The 19,286-nt window shown below is 41.4% G+C and carries 14 protein-coding genes; 8 read left to right on the top strand and 6 right to left on the bottom strand.

Annotated elements, in window-relative coordinates:
* Positions 1-48: 48 nt before the first annotated feature.
* The 5 genes from purL (at position 49) to OFN98_RS01655 (ending at position 6,873) form a co-directional block, all read left to right on the top strand.
* Positions 49-2,241 (top strand): phosphoribosylformylglycinamidine synthase subunit PurL, encoded by a 2,193-nt coding sequence (purL, locus tag OFN98_RS01635; protein ID WP_270874812.1) that lies wholly within the window; start codon positions 49-51, stop codon positions 2,239-2,241.
* 2 nt (positions 2,242-2,243) lie between these two features.
* Positions 2,244-3,137, top strand: a complete 894-nt coding sequence (locus OFN98_RS01640) for a DnaJ domain-containing protein (protein WP_270874811.1) — start codon at positions 2,244-2,246, stop codon at positions 3,135-3,137.
* Positions 3,138-3,176: 39 nt separating this feature from the next.
* Positions 3,177-4,709, top strand: coding sequence for a bifunctional phosphoribosylaminoimidazolecarboxamide formyltransferase/IMP cyclohydrolase (purH, locus tag OFN98_RS01645; RefSeq protein WP_270874810.1), 1,533 nt, complete (start codon positions 3,177-3,179; stop codon positions 4,707-4,709).
* Between the two features lie 15 nt (positions 4,710-4,724).
* On the top strand, positions 4,725-5,249 hold the full coding sequence (locus OFN98_RS01650; RefSeq protein WP_270874809.1) for a hypothetical protein: 525 nt from the start codon (positions 4,725-4,727) through the stop codon (positions 5,247-5,249).
* A gap of 559 nt (positions 5,250-5,808) precedes the next feature.
* Positions 5,809-6,873 (top strand): acyltransferase family protein, encoded by a 1,065-nt coding sequence (locus tag OFN98_RS01655; protein WP_270876575.1) that lies wholly within the window; start codon positions 5,809-5,811, stop codon positions 6,871-6,873.
* A gap of 53 nt (positions 6,874-6,926) precedes the next feature.
* Here the strand turns inward: OFN98_RS01655 and OFN98_RS01660 are convergent, their stop codons facing one another.
* Positions 6,927-8,264: a sodium-dependent transporter gene (locus tag OFN98_RS01660; RefSeq protein ID WP_270874807.1), complete on the bottom strand. Its 1,338-nt coding sequence runs from the start codon at positions 8,262-8,264 to the stop codon at positions 6,927-6,929.
* Positions 8,265-8,290: 26 nt separating this feature from the next.
* Entirely contained in the window at positions 8,291-9,643 is a 1,353-nt protein-coding gene (locus OFN98_RS01665) for a sodium-dependent transporter (RefSeq protein WP_270874806.1), read from the bottom strand.
* A 129-nt stretch (positions 9,644-9,772) separates the two neighbouring features.
* Between OFN98_RS01665 and thyX the strand changes: the two genes are divergently transcribed.
* Positions 9,773-10,396, top strand: a complete 624-nt coding sequence (gene thyX / locus OFN98_RS01670; protein WP_270874805.1) for an FAD-dependent thymidylate synthase — start codon at positions 9,773-9,775, stop codon at positions 10,394-10,396.
* Positions 10,397-10,874: 478 nt separating this feature from the next.
* Here thyX and OFN98_RS01675 read toward each other — a convergent pair whose 3' ends face one another.
* The 4 genes from OFN98_RS01675 to radA all read right to left on the bottom strand — a co-directional run bounded on the left by OFN98_RS01675 (position 10,875) and on the right by radA (position 15,972).
* Positions 10,875-11,648 (bottom strand): hypothetical protein, encoded by a 774-nt coding sequence (locus OFN98_RS01675; RefSeq protein WP_270874804.1) that lies wholly within the window; start codon positions 11,646-11,648, stop codon positions 10,875-10,877.
* A gap of 325 nt (positions 11,649-11,973) precedes the next feature.
* Positions 11,974-12,198, bottom strand: a complete 225-nt coding sequence (gene ccoS, locus OFN98_RS01680) for a cbb3-type cytochrome oxidase assembly protein CcoS (RefSeq protein ID WP_270859044.1) — start codon at positions 12,196-12,198, stop codon at positions 11,974-11,976.
* Positions 12,195-14,579: a heavy metal translocating P-type ATPase gene (locus OFN98_RS01685; protein ID WP_270874803.1), complete on the bottom strand. Its 2,385-nt coding sequence runs from the start codon at positions 14,577-14,579 to the stop codon at positions 12,195-12,197. Before OFN98_RS01685 ends, ccoS begins: the two co-directional genes overlap by 4 nt.
* A gap of 43 nt (positions 14,580-14,622) precedes the next feature.
* Positions 14,623-15,972, bottom strand: coding sequence for a DNA repair protein RadA (gene radA / locus OFN98_RS01690; RefSeq protein WP_270869621.1), 1,350 nt, complete (start codon positions 15,970-15,972; stop codon positions 14,623-14,625).
* A gap of 145 nt (positions 15,973-16,117) precedes the next feature.
* On the opposite strand from radA, the gene brnQ reads away from it, so the two are divergent.
* Together brnQ and OFN98_RS01700 are read left to right on the top strand one after the other, a co-directional pair.
* Complete coding sequence (gene brnQ / locus OFN98_RS01695) at positions 16,118-17,434, top strand: branched-chain amino acid transport system II carrier protein (protein ID WP_270874802.1); 1,317 nt, start codon at positions 16,118-16,120, stop codon at positions 17,432-17,434.
* 163 nt (positions 17,435-17,597) lie between these two features.
* Positions 17,598-19,286, top strand: a complete 1,689-nt coding sequence (locus OFN98_RS01700; RefSeq protein WP_270874801.1) for an acetolactate synthase large subunit — start codon at positions 17,598-17,600, stop codon at positions 19,284-19,286.

Here is a 19,286-nt window from a genome sequence, read left to right on the forward strand (position 1 = left end):
ATTTAGCTATTATAAAAAGTTATTAAATTCCACTAAAAGGGCGATAAAATGGATAAAAAAACCATTGCGGCACACAAAATCAGCGAAGACGAATATGCGAAAATTTTAGAAATTCTAGGGCGTGAGCCAAATTTGCTAGAACTTGGCATTTTTTCGGCTATGTGGAGCGAACACTGCTCGTATAAATCAAGCAAAAAATACCTAAACGGCTTTCCGACCAAAGCCCCGTGGGTCATACAAGGTCCCGGCGAAAATGCCGGTGTCATCGACATTGGCGGGGGAATGGCAGCTGTTTTTAAAATGGAAAGCCACAATCACCCTAGCTACATCGAGCCGTTTCAAGGCGCAGCCACGGGCGTAGGCGGAATACTGCGCGATATTTTCACAATGGGCGCAAGGGTCGAAGCAAATCTAAATTCGCTTCGTTTTGGCGATGTCGTTGGTGATAGTAAGACAAATCGCTACCAAAGATATTTAGTCAAAGGCGCAGTTAGCGGTATTGCACATTACGGCAACTGCATGGGAATCCCTACGATAGGTGGCGAAACGACATTTGATAGCAGTTTTAACGGAAATATTTTGGTAAATGCCTTTGCTCTTGGAATTGTAAAAAGTGATGAAATTTTCTACGGCAAGGCAGAAGGCGTGGGTAACTCAGTCATCTATGTAGGCTCAAAAACAGGCAGGGACGGGCTTGGCGGAGCTGTCATGGCAAGTGATAGCTTTAACGATGAAAACAAATCTCTTCGCCCAACCGTGCAAGTTGGCGATCCGTTTGCCGAAAAGCTTTTAATGGAAGCTTGCTTGGAACTTTTTAAAACTGATTATGTTGTCGGAATTCAAGACATGGGAGCAGCAGGGCTAACTTCTAGTAGCTTTGAAATGGCAGGACGAAGCGGAAGCGGTATGAAAATGCACCTTGATCGTGTCCCTATGCGTGAAAGTGGCATGACGCCATACGAGCTAATGCTAAGCGAAAGCCAAGAAAGAATGCTAATTTGCGCGAAAAAAGGTTGCGAAGATAAGATAAAAGAGATTTTTGCGAAGTGGGATTTAGATGCAGAAGTCATCGGCGAAGTAACCAATACCGGTAAAATGGAGCTTTACTGGCATGGAGAGCTAGCTGGCGAGATTCCGATCGAGCCTTTAAGCGAAGCAGCACCTGTTTTAGACCGCCCTACAAGACGCCCAGCGTATTTGGACGAAATCGCAAACCAAAATTTATGCACATGCTCTGATAAATTTGACATAAACGCCGATTTCGATAAGGTTTTTTCGCACCCAGATGTGCTAAATAAATCACTCATTTACGATCAATACGACGCAAATGTCGGGCTAAACTCAGCCAAACGCCCGGGCAAACTAGGCGCTGCGGTAATGAGAGTCAAAGAAAATGGCGCAAAACTCGCAATCGCTATGGATTGCAACACCCGCATGAACTATATCGATCCCTTCACTGGCGCGGCTCTTGCTGTGGCTGTGAGCGGACGCAAGGTGGCCCTTAGTGGCGCGACACCATTAGCTATAACTGACTGTCTAAACTACGGCAATCCGCAAAACCCAGAGGTTATGTGGCAGTTCGCACAGGGCGCAGAGGGTATCAAAGAGGCCTGCAAGGCTCTAAATACGCCTGTTGTGAGCGGAAATGTGAGCTTGTATAACGAAACAGAGGGTGTGAGTATCCAGCCGACCCCTGCGATCGTAACCGTGGGCGTAAATAACGGCGAGATTATCCCTAGCGATTTCACTCAGGCTGATACTAGCGTCTATTTGGTGGGCGATACATACGGCGTGTTTTCAGGTTCGCTGTATCAACAAGCCGTAAAAGGCGCAATCGGAGGCATGCTACCAAAGCTAGATTTAGCCAAAGAGCGCAAACTTTGGGACTTTGCGATTAAAGCAGGCCAACAGGGCGCATTGCGCTTCGCAAACTCCGTAGGAATCGGTGGCGTGGCAATCACACTAGCCAAAATGGCGTGTGTAGGTAAAATGGGTGGCGAGTTTAAAATGCCGTGCGACGATGAGAGAGATATTTTCGACGAGAGCTTTACGAGGGCTGTTTTTGGCGTGAGCGACGAGGCGAAATTTGAAAGCTTGGCGCGCGAAGCAGGGTTAAATTTCGTAAAACTTGGCATTACTGGCGGTAAAATTTTCCAAATCAATAGCATTTCGCGCGATTTGGGAGAGTTGAGCGAAATTTATTTCAACGAATTTGCAAAAATCATTAGAAGCGAAGATTAATAGTGTCGAGTATTTTTTATCTATTTTTGGCTTTTTTTCTTTATCATTTTATAAAGGGATTTATAAGTGGTCTGGGCGGAAATTCCGGCTATGAGAGAAAAGAGCCAAAAATGAGCCTTGAAGAGGCGAAAATTTTAATCACTCTAACTGCAAAGGTCGCCAAAAGCGACGGCGTGGTAAATGAGACAGAAGCCACGATGATAGGCGAGATTTTGGACGATTTGGTTCGCAAAATGGGCGGTGGCGAAAACGAGAGAAAACTTTTGAAGCAAGTTTATAAGATAAACAAAGACAAAGAGCACGATATCTACTCTCTCGCGTTTCATTACAATCAAAAATTTCACCTAAGTTCGAGCCGAAAAGCGGCGCTAATTTATTTTTTCTTAAACATAGCCTATATTGATCGTTCATTTAGCGAGCAAGAGCGAGATATAATCGCCAAAATCGCGCGCGGATTTGGTATGCCTTCCCATGTGGTAAGTCAAATTTTTGCTATGTTTGAGGCGAGTTATTATGGCACATACGGCGGTTCTAGCCAAAACTACGACAACCGCGGGCATGGTGGCTACCAAAATAGCCGAAATTCTGGCGGTTACGGCGATAGTCGTGGTGGTAGTTATGGCGGCGGATATCAAAATTCTAGCTCTGGTGGCGGATATGGTGGCTCTGCGCGAAATACAAGCTCGAAAAAAGACCCTTACGAAGTCCTGGGCGTGGATAAGGGTGCTAGTTTTGGCGAAATAAAGAAAAAATATAGAGAGCTTGTCAAAAAATACCACCCAGATATTTTAATGGGCAAGGGCGCGGATGATGAGATTATCCAAGAAGGCACGAAAAAGCTTCAAGAAATCAACGAAGCGTATGAGAGCCTAAAAGAGCGTTTGGGCGAAAGCTAAATTTTAAAATTTAAAAATTTCAATTTATAAGGAGTGAGCATGAGAGCGTTAATCAGCGTTAGCGACAAAGACGGCGTAGTAGAATTTGCAAAAGATTTGGCAAATTTGGGTTGGGAAATTTTAAGCACGGGTGGCACTTATAAGCTACTTTGCGAAAACGGCGTAAATGCTGTGGAAGTGAGTGCTTACACAGGAAGCCCTGAGATGTTTGAAGGCAGAGTAAAAACCCTGCACCCCAAAATTCATGGCGGAATTTTGCATAAAAGGGACGACAAAAATCACGCCGAACAAGCCCTAAAACACGGCATTGGCGGGATCGATTTGGTTTGTGTAAATTTATATCCTTTCAAACAAACCACGATTCGCACAGATGATTTTGATGAGATTATCGAAAATATCGACATCGGCGGACCTGCCATGGTGCGAAGTGCGGCGAAAAATTTCAAAGATGTTTTGATAGTAACGGACATTTTGGATTATGATTTAGTTGTGGAAAAAATCAAAGCAAAAGCCGATGATTTGGAATTTCGCCGAAGCCTTATGATAAAAGCCTACGAGCATACTGCCGCGTATGATAGCATGATAGCAAACTATATGAACGAGCGATTTAACGGCGGTTTTGGTGCTAAAAAATTTATCACAGGCTCAAAAGTCATGGCGACAAGATACGGCGAAAACCCGCACCAAAAAGGTGCTTTGTATGAATTCGAAAACTTTTTTAGTCTAAATTTCAAAGCCCTAAAAGGCGAAGCAAGTTTTAACAATATGACCGATATTCACGGCGCAGTTATGTTGGCAAGTAGCTTTGGCGAAGCCCCAGCAGTGAGTATCTGCAAACACGCAAATCCGTGCGGGTTTGCCATAAAATCAAATTTGCTAGAAAGCTACACCGAAGCGCTTAAATGCGACCCTGTTTCAGCCTATGGTGGCGTAGTGGCGATAAATGGCACACTTGATAAAGCATTAGCTGAAAAAATCAATGAAATTTTTGTGGAAGTCATAATTGCAGCCAATGTCGATGACGCCGCACTTGAAGTATTTGCAAACAAAAAACGCATTAAAATTTTCACGCAAGAGAATAAATTTTTAATGCGTGAAAATGATAAATATGACTTTAAATTCATAGACGGCGGATTTGTCTATCAAGAACGCGACTATGTGGGTGCTGATGAGGTCAAAAATGCCAAATGCGTTACGAAGCGTTCGGCAAATGAGGGCGAATTTACCGATTTGCAAATCGCTTGGCAGGTGGCAGCTCTGACTAAATCAAACTGCGTTGTGTATGTGAAAAACTCGGCAATGGTGGCGATTGGCATGGGTATGACAAGCCGTGTCGATGCGGCGCGCGCTGCTGTGGCAAAAGCAAGGGATTTGGGCTTAGATTTGCAAGGTTGTGCGCTGGCAAGTGAAGCGTTTTTTCCTTTCAAAGATAGCATAGAAATCGCTAATGAAGTGGGCGTAAAAGCGGTAATCCAACCGGGTGGCTCAATCCGTGATGATGAAGTCGTCGCAGCGGCAGATGAATTCGGCATGGCGATGTATTTTACGGGAATTCGCCACTTTTTGCATTAATTTGAAGGGTGTATAATGTTTTTTAGTTGTAGCGATATTATTGAAAATACTATTTTTACTCGTGAGATAGTAAAAAAATATATTATACAATCTAATATTTTTGATATGTCAAAAATAGAATTAATCACAGATTGCATAATTAAAGGTGAAGCTAATTTCGATGAAAATTTGCTTTTATCTATTGAAGAAAAAAGAAATTTAGGACTTAATACTAGACTAAAAATTTCGAAAGGATTAGTTGATTTTTTTGAATTTGATAAATTAAAAGGTTTAAATCCAAAAGATGAAGTAAATAAACTTTGTTTAAGATTATTTCATTATTTTTCATTAATCAGAAAGATAAAAAAATTTAAAGAAATGAATATCAAGAAAATAGAATTTTTTTGTGTCGATGATGAAAGAACTTGTGAATTTTGTAAAAGCAATAATGGAAAGAAATTTGATATTAATGACGATTTAGCTGATTTTGTAGATGACCATTGCACTTGTTATAAAAATATGCGTGTTGGTGGAGAATTTGTTTTTAATTATGAATTATAAAAAATATAGTATGGTGGGGTTTTCCCACCTACTGTTATTGGACATAAGGCAGTCGGCACGATTTCTATGGCTGAACTTGGCATAAATAAAAAACACTTCAACATAGAACACTTGGTTAAAATCGCAAATGTCCTAGAAGTCAGCGTTTGCGAGTTTTTCAAATCAATCAAAATTTAAATTTGCTTGTCATTGCGAGGCGTGAAACGCCGAAGCAATCCAGAGAAATTTAAAGGGCTTTTGAATTTTAAAATTTCGGAGCAGTGTTACTGGAATAAAAATTTTAAAATTCAATAGATTATTCTTTGGATTGCTTCGCTTTGTTTGCAATGATAAATTAGAGATTATGGAATTTTACTGGATTACCACGGCGACAAGTCGCCTCGCAATGACAAACTACGCAAATTTTCGCAATGACAAACCAAACAACTAAGCCCAAATTCCTTATAAATTTATCTCATTTCTAAGCCATAGCATTTCACTACGCTATTAAGTAAATTTAAACATATAAAAGGCTATAATTTGGGCTTTTTCAAACCAATAAAAAAGAGGTTTTAAGCAGATGAATTTCTTATCATTGCCCAATGCCGGGCGACAAAACGAGTTGGATATAGCAAGGGGTCTTGCTGTAATCTTTATGGTGCTAATCCACTGCGTGGAATACTTCTACAACGGCGAAGATTCCGTGTTTTTCAAGGTCGCAAACTTCCTAGGCTCACCGCCTGCCGCGCCTGTTTTTATGTTTATTTTGGGTTGCGGTATTGTGTATTCTAGGCGTAGTGCGCCGGGACTACTTTTTAAGCGTGGCGTGATATTTTTGGTGTTATCTTATGTCTTTAATGCGCTTGTGTATGTGCTTCCATACTACATTAGCTCCAAGCTAAATGATGACGCTGAAATTTTCGAAGAAAATTGGACGCAGATTTACGATGCGGATATTTTGCAGTTTGCGGGACTTGCGTTTATATTTTTTGCGCTAATGAAAAAGCTAAATTTACCAAATTTAGGCTATCTCATAGTGGGAATCATCTGCTCAGGTGCGGCAATGTATCTAGGTGAGAATTTCGCAGAGTTTGAATCAACCTGCCTACAAGCCATAACAGGGCTATTTTGGGGCACACACGAGGGAAGCTATTTTCCATTTTTAAGCTGGATTGCCTACCCGATAGCTGGATATTTATTCGCTGATATTTTAATCTACACTCGCCCAGAAGACAAAGGCGCATTATACACGAAACTAAGCCTTGTTTGCGCGGTTATCTTCATCGCCTCTGCTGTGGTATTGGCGAAGTTTTATGCGTGGGACGATATGATGGACGGCGATCCATACTATCACCAAAACATATTTTTTAACATAATGTTTATTGCCTTTGTTTTGGCATGGATTGGGCTAATGTATTTGGTAGCCAAAGTGCTTCCAAATCTCATTATGTCGTGTTTAAAAACGATAAGTGTGCTTGTAACGCCGTTTTATGTGTTGCAATACATTTTTATTATTTATATTGCTGTGCTTGTTTTTGGCGACGAAGCAGAGTGGGATATGAATCCTGTGCTACTAATGTTTGTAGCCGTGAGCGTGCTATCATACATCGTGGCGGTAATTTACTCAAAAATTCGCAAAGCATAAAAAAAGGCTACCGAAATTTCGGTAGCCCAAATTTTAAATTTTACTCTCCAAATTTAACTAAAAAATAGCAAATTTACCATTATTATGATTATTGCAAGAGGGGCGATAAATCTTAGTGAAAAATACCAAATCTCAAACGCACCCTTGCCCATATCCTCGCCAAAAAACTCCGCTAAAAGGGATTTTTTCATCACAAATCCGACGAAAATCGCCGAACTTAGCGCGCCAAGAGGAAGCATGATATTTGAGGTCAAAAAGTCTAAAATATCGAAAAAACCCTTGCCAAAAAATGTAAAACTCTCGCCAAATTCCGCGTTCATTGATAGCGTGCAGCACGCTCCTAGCGCGCCTACGACTATGCCTGATAACCCACACGCTCTATTTCTAGAAATGCCAAAATGATTGACAAGATACAAGATAAATGGCTCTATCATCGAAACCGCGCTCGTAATCCCAGCAAAAAACAGCGACACAAAAAACAAAATCGCTAAAATTTGCCCCATAAAGCCAAGTTTGGCAAACATTGTGGTTAGGGATACAAACACCAACCCTGCGCCCTGAGATGGGCTTGCGTTAAATTCGAAGATAAATGTAAATACGATTAGCCCCATCATTAGCCCGATTGCGATATTGATAAATACGATATTTACGCAACTTTTTACTAGCTTTACACCCTCTCCTAGGCTAGCAGCATACGCAGCGATACAGCCAATCCCGATACAAAGGGTAAAAAGTGAAAGCCCAAGCGCGTCAAGCACGCTAGCGACGGTGATTTTGGAAAAATCAGGCGTGAATAAAAACTTCACCGCCTCGCCAAATCCCTCCATAAAAACCGCATATCCTAGCATTAAAAGCAAAAGCACGAAAAGCAGGGGCATCATTATCAAATTTAGCTTTTCTATGCCGCTTTTGATTCCGCGCGATACCACAAAAAGTGTCAGCGCAAGCCCTAACGCATAAAATGCAAGGCTTGAAAATAGCGAGTGCGAAATCACGCCTCCAAAAAGTGCGCCAGCCTCATCTACTGAGGCAGGAAGCGCGCTAAAACCGATGAAAATGTATCTCATAACCCAGCCAAGGATTACGAGATAAAATGACAAAACAAAAATTCCGCCCACTATGAAAATTCCAGCGAATTTCCACTTTTCGCCGTTTTTGGGGTCGAGATATCTATACGCGCTAGGCAAATCAGCTCTGCTAATGCGCCCAATCGCCATTTCGGCTAAAAATAGGCTAAACCCAATCCCAAGCGTGAGCACGAGGTATAAAAGCACAAACGCGCTTCCGCCGTTGCTACCGACTAGGGTTGGAAACTTCCACGCATTTCCAAGCCCCACAGCACCGCCGGCGACTGCTAAAACAAAGCCGATTTTGCTAAATTTATCGTTCATAATCTTTCTTTAATTTTCAAATTTGACTATCCAAAATTTACGATTCCAAGCTCTCTTAGCGCGATTACAAAAATCGCAAGCGGAGATACCACGCGAAGTAGGACATAGTACCAAATCTTAAATCCGAAATCTCCCATATATGGCGAAAGTAGGGCATAAACGCCGTCTTTTTTGATGACATATCCTACGAAAATGACAATGATTAATCCGCCAAGTGGCATTAAAATTTTAGATGTCAAATAATCCAGCGCGTCGAAAAACGGCTGTCCTGCGATGACGAAATACTCGCTTGTCGCGCCATAGTATCCCAAAATGCAGGCAATCCCTAGCACATAGGTAAATACAAAAACCGCCACGCAAGCTTTCGCGCGAGAAAATGCGCGGGATTTGACTAGGTAATAAACAGCTGGTTCAATCATCGAAATCGCTGAGGTAATGGCGGCGAAAAGTAGGGTTAAGAAAAATGCAAACGCCAAAATATGCCCGATAAAGCCAAGTTTGCTAAATAGCACGGCAAGGGAAACGAAAATCAGCCCAGGACCTGATTGGGCTGGATCGCCGTTAAATTCGAAAATAAATGTGAAAACAACAAGACCCATCATAACGCCAATCATTACATTGATTAAAACGATATTAATGCTCGAAGTTAGGATATTGGTGCGCTCTGGCAGGCTCGCAGCGTATGTCAAAATCGTAGTTACGCCAAGGCTAAGTGTGAAAAACGCTAACCCAAGCGCGTCAAGCACGCTTTGTGAATTTAGCGCGCTAAAATCAGGCAAAAGCAAGAATTTTGCGCTTTGTGCGAATCCGTCGAAGCTAGCCGAATACAAAACCATAAGCACAAGCAGGATAAAAAGGCTAGGCATCATCCAGATATTTAATCTCTCAATGCCGTTTTTGATACCCTTTGAGACGATCAAAAAGCACACAAGCGACATTATCGTAAAGCAAATAATCGCTACGAGCGGTGAATTTGAAATCAAAGCGTTAAACATCGCACCGCTATCGTCTAAATTTTGAGGTAGTGAGAAAATCGATGTGGCTGTGTATTTCAAGATCCAGCCCATTACGACGCTGTAAAATGAGTAAATCAAAAGCGCAGTAATCATCAAAAATCCAGCCTTGCTCCAAAGCTCTTTGTTGTTAGGGGCAAGTCTTCGGTAGCTATCGACTGGATCGCTCTCGCCAAGGCGTCCAATGGTGATTTCGCCGATAAAAATGACAAAACTTACCAAAAATGTGAGCAAAAGATAGAGCAAAATAAATGCGCTACCGCCGTTTTGACCTACGAGTGTGGGGAATTTCCAAGCGTTTCCAAGTCCCACGGCTGAGCCTGCGACCGCCAAGATAAAACCAATGCGTGTGAATTTGTCGTTCATACTTTTCCTTTTGGTAAAAAATTTGCCAATTTTATCAGAATTTAGCTTACATTAAGCTATTTAAATTTGATTAAATTTATAAAATTTTGGCTAAAATCACGCGTTATAAAATTTAATCAAGGAAAATTTATGGAAGTAAAATTACTAAATTTCACGCCACTTTGGGTATGTTCGAACGCCATAAGAACTTGCTGGCAAAGCTTCGAGCGGGGCGATAACGGCGGCGAAAAGGACTTAGCGCTAATCAACCGCGTAGGAAATGAAATGAAGCACTCATCTACGCTCGAACACATTTTTTATAATTTTTATATTAAGGGTATTTCGCGCGCGCTTTTGCAAGAATTAGCGAGGCATCGCATGGCAAGTCTGAGCGTAAAATCAACTCGTTACACGCTAAAAGAGCTAAGAAATGAACCTGAAATCACAAGCGATAGCGCCGCAAAATACATCGTGCTAACAGGCAATGACGCCGTCGATAGCGCAAGCATAAAAGCTTTAAATAATCTAAGGGAAATTTTAGGCGCAAACACTAGCCTAGATATCGCCAAATACTGCCTGCCAGAGTGCTACAAAACCGAGCTAGCGTGGAGCATAAATGCTAGAAGCCTGCAAAACTTCCTCTCTCTTCGTTCTAGCAAATCGGCACTTTGGGAGATACGCGCACTCGCAAATGCGCTCTTTACGGCACTGCCAGAAGAGCATAAATTTATCTTCGAGCATTGTATGTATAAGGCAAATCCGCAAGAATTGTAAAATTTGTGTCATTGTAAAGAAATGCGAAGCATTTCAGTAAAAATAAAGCCAGCTAAATTTTAAAAAGCAACGCTTTTTAAAATTTAGCCACTTCTAAGGTTTTACAGGGGTGGGGGTTGGTAAGGGGGAGGGTAGCGTCTCCTAAAAAGCGCGCCCTCCCCCTTACGGAGAATTTCACAGCACAGGTTAAATTCCTAAAATCGTTCAATGCTAAATTTTGATTGAATTTTGAATTTAAATTTCCCTGGATTGCTTCGCTCGTTGCACTCGCTCGCAATGACATTTTATGTAAATTTAATCTCGGTCAGTATTTTAAAATACCGAATTTATCAAATTCACAAATTTAAACTCAAATTTGATAGTTAGGGTTTAAATTTGCAAAATTTTACCAACTGTTTATATTTATTATTTGTAGCCTTGCTTCTAGCTTGTCTAGCTCGATTTGAGCAACTGCTTCTCTACTCATTGTGTCTCCTTATTAGAAAATTTTTATTCTTTCAAGTTTTTTTATATCTTTATCCAAATTCAGATGAAAAATTGTGAAAAAATATTCTTTCAATAAATCGTGATCGTTTTGATTAAAAAAGCAAATTGTTGCACCAGCAGTTACAATTCTCCCGCCATCAATCCAACCTATATCAATTACAAATTTCTGTGAATATTCCCAAAAATTTGTAAGATTTTTATTTGATTTTTTATAAACCAACATACGAAATAAAACATCATACATAGTCGCTGAAAATACAACGAATATGCACACAAGCAAGCCTATAATAAAATCACTATCGAAAGTAAATAAAAAGCCAGTTATAGAAAAGATTAAAAATGGATAAATAAATACATTTTTTATTCTATTTATCGCATATAAAAATGATGAAAATTCCTTATTTCCGAGCAAACTATAAATTTTGTATATTTTCAAATCGGCATTATAATAAGTTGCTTTTGTATTAGAAAGCGATACACGGCGTTCTTTTGATAAGAAAATAATCAAATAATCAATCAATAAAAGCACTATAAATATCGTAAGCCAAATAAGAATTTTTTCCATTATATCGTTAAAATCTGCATAATTTTTTATTCCTAAAATAGCCATAAAAATTATCAAAGAAATAAGAAAAAATATAGAATTTAAAATATTATGAAAGGTAATTTCTCTGCTATAATCGCGTAAAATCAATGGCTCTTTATCATAATCTCTCAAATTTCTGTTTTTGTTAAAAAAGTCGTTTTTAGAATTTAAATTTTCCAAAATTTATCCTTTTTATAAAATTTCCATCATTGCGAGAGTTTGAAAAACTCGAAGCAATCCAGCACGCCGTCAGGCGTTTTAAATTTTGCAATCTCTGGATTGCTTCGGCGATAAATCGCCTCGCAATGACAGCGAATTTACACGCTTTAAATTTTATGCTCGTAGATTGCTTCGTCGCTTCGCTTCTCGCAATGACAAATTAGGCAAAATTTGTATAATCTGTCATTGCGAGAATTTTGCGTCAGCAAAATTCGTGGCAATCTACGAGTAAGAAATTTCGGCGCAGTATTTTTGCAAAATTTAATGTGGAATTTTACTCTAAATTTCAACTATCCAAATTTTCTTTTTTTCGCCTTAACGCCTCTTTGCGTTTTTCTTCCATTTTCACAGCTTCGTTGAGTGCGTCCTCGCCGTCGAATTCTGTCCCGCCAAGAAATTTAGAATAATCATCGAATTGATGATTTTTCAGCGCCCATAAAAGCCCGCCTAACACGCAAAATCCAAGTATTAGCGAAATCGTAACCATAGTCATTAGCACGGCGTTACTCATAGTTTTATCCTTCTTAAAAGCATTGAGTTTGCGACTACGATTACCGAGCTTAGGCTCATCGAGAGTGCCGCAAACAGCGGGATTGCGTATCCCAAAAACGCAAGCGGAATCGTGATTAGGTTATAAAGTAGCGAAATAGCGATATTTTGGCGGATTTTACTGCCAGTTTTGCGCGCGATACGCATGGCGCGCACGAGGCTTGTCATATCGTCTTTGATAAGCACGACATCGCTTTTTTGCACGCTGAGATTTGCGCCACTTCCTAGGCAAATCCCAGCGTGAGCGAGGCTAAGCGCGGCTGCGTCGTTTATCCCGTCGCCTACCATTACTACTTTTTTGCCCATTTTAGCGAGGTTTTGGATATAGCTAGCCTTTTCGTCTGGCAAAATTTGCGCGCCAAATTTCACTATTTCTAGCTCACGCGCTATCGCACTAACGGCGTTTTGGTGATCGCCACTGATGATATGAAGCTCGTAACCTAAATTTTGTAGCGTTTTTATGGCCTCTTTGCTATCATTTTTAAGTGGCGCAAGAAGCCAAAATTTGGCTAAAATTTGCCTATTTTGCATGAAAAAATACTCGCTTAAATCCCCGCTAGCGACATTTGCACCAAGCTCGCACATAAATTTCGCGCTTCCGCCATAAATTTCATTTTCGCCAAATTTCGCGCTAAGGCCCTTGGCTGGGTGGTTTGTGATATTTTCTAAATTCGCAGGCGCAAATTTTGCAAATTCGCCCGAATTTAAAAATTCAAGCACGGCCTCGGAAATAGGGTGGTTGGAGCTTTGCAAAAGCCCTTTTAGCGCGCCGATATCGCAGTGGGGCGAAATTTCGCTTTTTTTGACGATTAGCGCAGAGCTTGTGAGCGTGCCTGTTTTGTCAAAGACGATAGTATCGGCGTTGGAGAGGATTTCTAGCATTTTGGCCTCTTTGAAGATTATGCCGTGCCTTAGCGCCACAGAGATTGCACACAGCGTCGCAATCGGCGTGGCAAGGGCTAGGGCGCAAGGGCAGGCGATGATGATGACACTAACGCTGATTAGTAGCGCGCTTGCAAAGCCTGCTTTGGCATACCAAAACACAAACGCCACAAACGCCACGGCTATGACAAAAATCGAAAAATAGCCTGAAATTTTATTAGCCAAAATTTCAAATTTTGGTTTTTTTAGATTTGCGTTTTCTAAAAGCTCGACGATTTTGCTTAGCAATGAGCCCTTGAAATCGGCGTTTGCGCGGTATTTTAGCGAGCCAGATAGACAGAGCGAGCCTGATTTGATTTCATCGTTTTTGCCTAGCGATACTGGGATACTCTCGCCCGAAATGCCCGAATAATCGAAACTTCCCTCACCGCTGCTTATCACGCCGTCGATTAGGACGCGATCGCCTTGGTTTATGAGAATTTCATCGCCGATTTGCACCTCGTTTGGGGATTTGTTTGTATAGCTTCCGCCAGAGCTTAGCGTGCAAACCTCGCCAAGAAGCATGTTTGAGAGCGAGCTTAAATTTTCGCCAGCCCTTTTTTGGCTTAAAATTTGCAGATATTTTCCAGCAAACACAAAGGTGATTATCATCGCTACGGATTCGAAATATACCTCGCCATTGCGCGAAAACATAACATAAAGCGAATAAATATAAATTACCAAAGCTCCAAGACCAACGAGCAAGTCCATATTCGGGGTGCGAGTTTTGAGCGCATAAAATGCCCCCTTAAAAAATACCGCCCCAGTATAAAAAAGCACAGGCGTAGCTAGGATAAACTCAGCAAAGTGCAAAATATCCTTCGTGCCCTGCTCGATCCCCGTGAAATACCCGCCATACAGCGCGATTGAGATCCACATTATATTCATCACGCAAAAAATTCCAACCAAAAGCCTAGCGTAAAATTCCCTGCGTTTTGCCGTGTCTTTGGCGTTTTGGGTGTTTGTGTCATAAGGGTAGGCATCGTATCCAATCGAGCGGATTAGATTTAAAATTTCGGCTAAGGATATTTGATCTTCGTCCCATACAATGCGCGCTTTGTGCGAGGCTGCGTTTAGGCTTACTTCGATTATGCCAGTGGCGTTATTTAGGATTTTTTCGTTTAGCCAGACGCATGCTGAGCAGTGAATTCCGTCGATTAAAAGCGAAATTTGGTTAAATCCGTCTTTATCTTTGGTGACATAGTTTTTGTAAATACTGCTAGCTGGTCCCTGAATTTGGGCGTTTTGTTTGGCTGGGCGCAGGGTATTTTTGCCAAGGCGCTCGTAAAATTCGCCCAAATTTTGCCCCTGCAAAAGATAATAGACATTTTTGCACCCATTACAGCAAAACTTATGCCCCGCCTCATCGCTAAAAAGCTCCGCGCTCTCAAATGAGCCGTGGCAGTGATCGCATTTTTCCATTGAATTTGTCCGTCCAAGAATTTCGCGCGATTATAGCATTTTTTTACATCCAATCAAGGATTTGCGAAATTTCCGTGGCGTGAAAAATTTTAAGCCCTAGCGAATTTTGCGGTTTCATTGGCGAGATTATGTTTTTAAATTTTTGCAAACTCGCCTCTTTTATACGCGCATCGAGGTTGAAAATTTCACGAATTTCACCATTTAGGCTAACTTCGCCAATAAATGCGCTCTCTTTGCTAAGCGGGCGGTTTTTAAAGCTACTTACGATTGCAGCGACCACGGCTAAATCGCAGGCGGTTTCGGTGATTTTTACCCCGCCGATGACATTTACGAAGACATCGTATCCACCAAGACCGATTTCAAGCTTCCTATCCAAAAGCGCTAAAAGCATATCGAGGCGGTTTTTATCATATCCTGTGGCAGAGCGTTTGGGATATGAGCTTTCGCAAACTAGGGCTTGGATTTCGACTACTAGGGCGCGCGAGCCCTCCATAGTCACGGTGATTGCTGAGCCTGAGGCAGGTTTGGTGCGAGTGAAAAATTTACTTGCGACATCTTTTGCGCTAATTAGCCCTTTTTCGCTCATTTCAAAAATCCCAACCTCGCTAGTAGAACCAAAACGATTTTTAAAACCACGCAAAATTCGTAGTTCCTTGCTTGCGTCCCCCTCGAAATACAGCACCACATCGACCATGTGTTCTAAAATCCTAGGCCCTGCGATCGAGCCTTCTTTGGTAATATGCCCGATGATAAAAATGCTAATCCCGCGCTCTTTGGCTAATCGCATTAGCTCAAATGTGATCTCGCGCACCTGCGTCACGGAGCCTGGGGCTGATGAAATTTTGTCGCTATAAAGGGTTTGGATACTATCAATGATGACGCTTTTGTAATTTTTGCTTGAAATTTCATCTAAAATCGTGTTTAAATTTATCTCAGTTAGCAAGAATAAATTTTTGTTGATTGCGCCTAGGCGATCGGCTCGCATTTTGATTTGGCTGGCACTTTCTTCGCCACTGACATAGAGTGCGGGCGAATTTGGGCTGGCTAAATTTGCAGCGATTTTGAGCAAAAGCGTGGATTTGCCGATCCCTGGACTTCCGCCAATTAGCACGAGTGAGCCCTCTACAAGCCCGCCACCTAAAACCAAATTTAACTCAGCGTCTTTGGTGTCTATGCGCACGACATCTTCGATTTGGATTTCATCGATTGCTTTTGCGCCGCTCGCGCCTTTTTTTTGCTCTAATTTTTCTATCTCTTTTAGGGTTTTAATCTGCTCGGCTTTAAGCTCCACGAAACTATCCCATGCGCCACAATCAGGGCATTTGCCAAGCCATCTGGATTGTTGATTTCCGCAGTGTTGGCACTCGAAAAGTGTTGATTTTGATTTTGCCATTTTCTTTTACCTTGATAAATTTATTAAATTTCGCGCGATTATAGCAAAAATTTTTGCCTTAAATTTTTAGTAAAAATAAAATTTAAATGAAATTTAAATTAAATAATGAGAAAATGAGCGGTTAAATTTTTGATAAGGAGATTTCATGGACAGAAAGCTTACCAAAAAAGAGTTTTTTACCATTGCTTTAATGCTTTTTGCTATGTATTTTGGTGCTGGAAACTTCATTTTTCCGCCAATTGTGGGCAAAAATGCAGGTGATAACTTTTTCGTGGGAATTATGTTTTTTTGCTGTGCCGCGATTTTAATCCCAGTCCTTGGTGTCGCAGCTGTGGCTAAATCAAAGGGTCTAGCGAATTTAGTCGAGCGCGTAGATCCAGCCTTTGCGCTGATTTTCACAGTCGCATTGTATCTGACAATCGGACCGCTTTTTGCGATACCGCGTGCTGCAAATATGCCATTTGATATCGTCGTGCGCGAAAATGTCGCCGAAACATCGGTGCAGATGTGGCTTTTGATCTATTCGGCTGCGTATTTTGCGCTAAATTTTGTTTTATGCTTAAATCCATCAAAACTCGTCGATTTGCTCGGACGCTACCTTACGCCTGTGCTTTTGATTTTGATTTTGGGGCTTTTCGTATCGTCGTTTTTCACCCCTATGGGCGAATTCGTCGCTCCAAACGAAGCGTATAGAGATCACGCAGTCGCAAGTGGTTTCGTCGATGGATACCAGACTATGGACGCTTTGGCTTCACTAGCCTTTGGTATCATTATCGCAAATGCGATGAGAGCGCGCGGTGTTAGTGATGAGGGACATATCGTCGTATCTATGATAAAAGCGGGTATGTTTGCGGGCGCGCTTTTAGCCGTGATTTATCTGATGATTTCATATCTTGGTGCGAGTGCGGCTAGCCTTTTCCCTGATGTAACAAACGGCGCACAATACCTTAGCAAAATCAGCCACTATCTTTTTGGCAGTGTCGGCACAGCCTTGCTAGGGCTTGCATTTTTCCTAGCCTGCCTTACTACGACTTTGGGTTTGATTAGCTCATGTAGTCAGTATTTTGAAAATTTGGTCAAAGGCAAAATTCCATACAAAGCGTGGGTTGTGATACTTTGCCTTGTATCATTTGGTGTGGCAAATTTCGGACTTACAACGATTATTAGCGCGAGTATCCCTGTGCTAATCGCGATTTATCCAGCTGCGATTATGCTTATAATTTTATCGCTAATCGATCCGCTAATTGATACAAGCAAGCTAGTTTATAGAGCATGCGTGTATGCGAGCTTCGCTGTGGGTATCGTAAATGGACTAGATGTCTTAAAAATCAAAATTCCAGGTATTACTAACTGGGTTAGTAGCTTTCCATTTTATGATGCTATGCTTGGCTGGATTGTGCCTAGCGTAGTAGCTTTTGTGATTAGTTTTTTGATACATATCCTTACGAAAAAATCATTTTAACCAAATTTAGGCTTGCGCGCGTTCGCAAGCCTTTTTAAATTTTGCCTTAAATTTAATCAAATTCTTACAAAAATATAAAATTTAATCAAATTCTTTAAAAAATTCTTAGAATTTAATCTAAAAAATAATAAAATACCCAGTCATTTCATAATTAGGATTGAACATGGAGAAATTAAACGGTTCGCAGATGATTATCGAGGCGCTTCATCAAGAGGGCGTTGAGGTAGTATTTGGATATCCTGGTGGCGCTGCGCTAAACATATATGATGAAACATACAAACAAACATATTTCAAACATATTCTGGTGCGCCACGAGCAAGCTGCGGCTATGGCGGCTGACGGATACGCGCGTGCTAGTGGCAAAGTAGGCGTAGCTATCGTAACAAGCGGTCCTGGTTTTACAAATGCAATCACAGGCCTTGCCACTGCGTATGCAGATTCTATCCCAATCGTGCTAATTAGCGGACAGGTTGCTGGTTCGCTTATCGGAACTGACGCATTTCAAGAGATTGATGCGGTTGGAATTTCAAGACCATGTGTCAAACACAATTTCTTAGTAAAAACCGTTGAAGAGCTTCCAATGGTGCTAAAACAAGCGTTTTATATCGCACGCTCTGGCAGACCAGGCCCAGTGCATATCGATGTGCCAAAAGATGTCACGGCTAAGCTTGGCGAGTTTATCTATCCAGATGAGATAAAAATGCAAACATATCGCCCGACTTACAAAGGCAACGCAAAACAGATAAAAAAAGTAGCTGAGCTAATAATGGCGGCCAAACGCCCGATAATTTATATCGGCGGTGGCGTGATTTTAAGCGAGGCTAGCGAGGAAGTAAGACAGCTAGCGCATATCACGCAAATCCCAGTAGTAGAGACCCTAATGGCACTTGGCGCGATGAGAAGTGATGACGAGTTAAATTTGGGCTTAGTGGGAATGCATGGAAGCTACGCAGCCAATATGGCGCTTAGCGAAACTGATCTTATAATCTGCCTTGGAGCAAGATTTGACGATAGAGTAACTGGAAAACTCGAAGAATTCGCTAAAAACGCAAAAATAATCCATGTCGATATCGACCCGAGCTCGATTTCAAAAATCGTAAATGCGCATTTCCCAATCGTAGGCGATGTAAAATCGGTCTTAGCAGAGCTAAATCCTAGATTAAAGGACGAAGCAGAGCCTGCAAGCTACGCCAAATGGCGCGAACAAATCAAAATTTATAAAGAAATTCACCCGCTAAAATACACAGATAGCGATGAGGTTTTAAAACCACAATGGGTAGTGGAAAAAACTGGCGAGATCGCAAGTGATGACGCTATCATCGTCACAGATGTCGGACAGCACCAAATGTGGGTAGCGCAGTTTTATCCATTTAAGCGCCCTCGCACGCTTCTTACAAGCGGTGGGCTTGGCACTATGGGATATGGCTTGCCTGCTGCAATGGGAGCGAAAGCTTACGCTGGCGAGAAAAGGCAGGTTATAAATTTCACAGGCGATGGCTCAATTTTAATGAATATCCAAGAGCTAATGACGCTTAGCGAAAATAATCTTGGTGTCGTAAATATCATACTTAATAACAACTTTTTAGGTATGGTTAGACAGTGGCAAAGTATGTTTTATGGTGCGAGATTTTCATCGACGGATCTTAGCAAACAGCCAGATTTCGTAAAACTCGTAGAGAGCTTTGGCGGGCTTGGATTTAGTGTTAGCACAAAAGCTGAGTTTGAAAGCGCGCTAAAAACTGCGCTTGAAAGCAATAAGGTTTGCTTTATCGAGGTTAAGGTCGATCGCTTCGAAAATGTTTTCCCAATGGTGCCAGCAGGTGGCGCGCTATATAATATGATATTTGAATAG

Origin of the sequence: Campylobacter sp. JMF_15 NE4 (genome assembly GCF_027737645.1) — a bacterium.
Classification (GTDB): domain Bacteria; phylum Campylobacterota; class Campylobacteria; order Campylobacterales; family Campylobacteraceae; genus Campylobacter_B.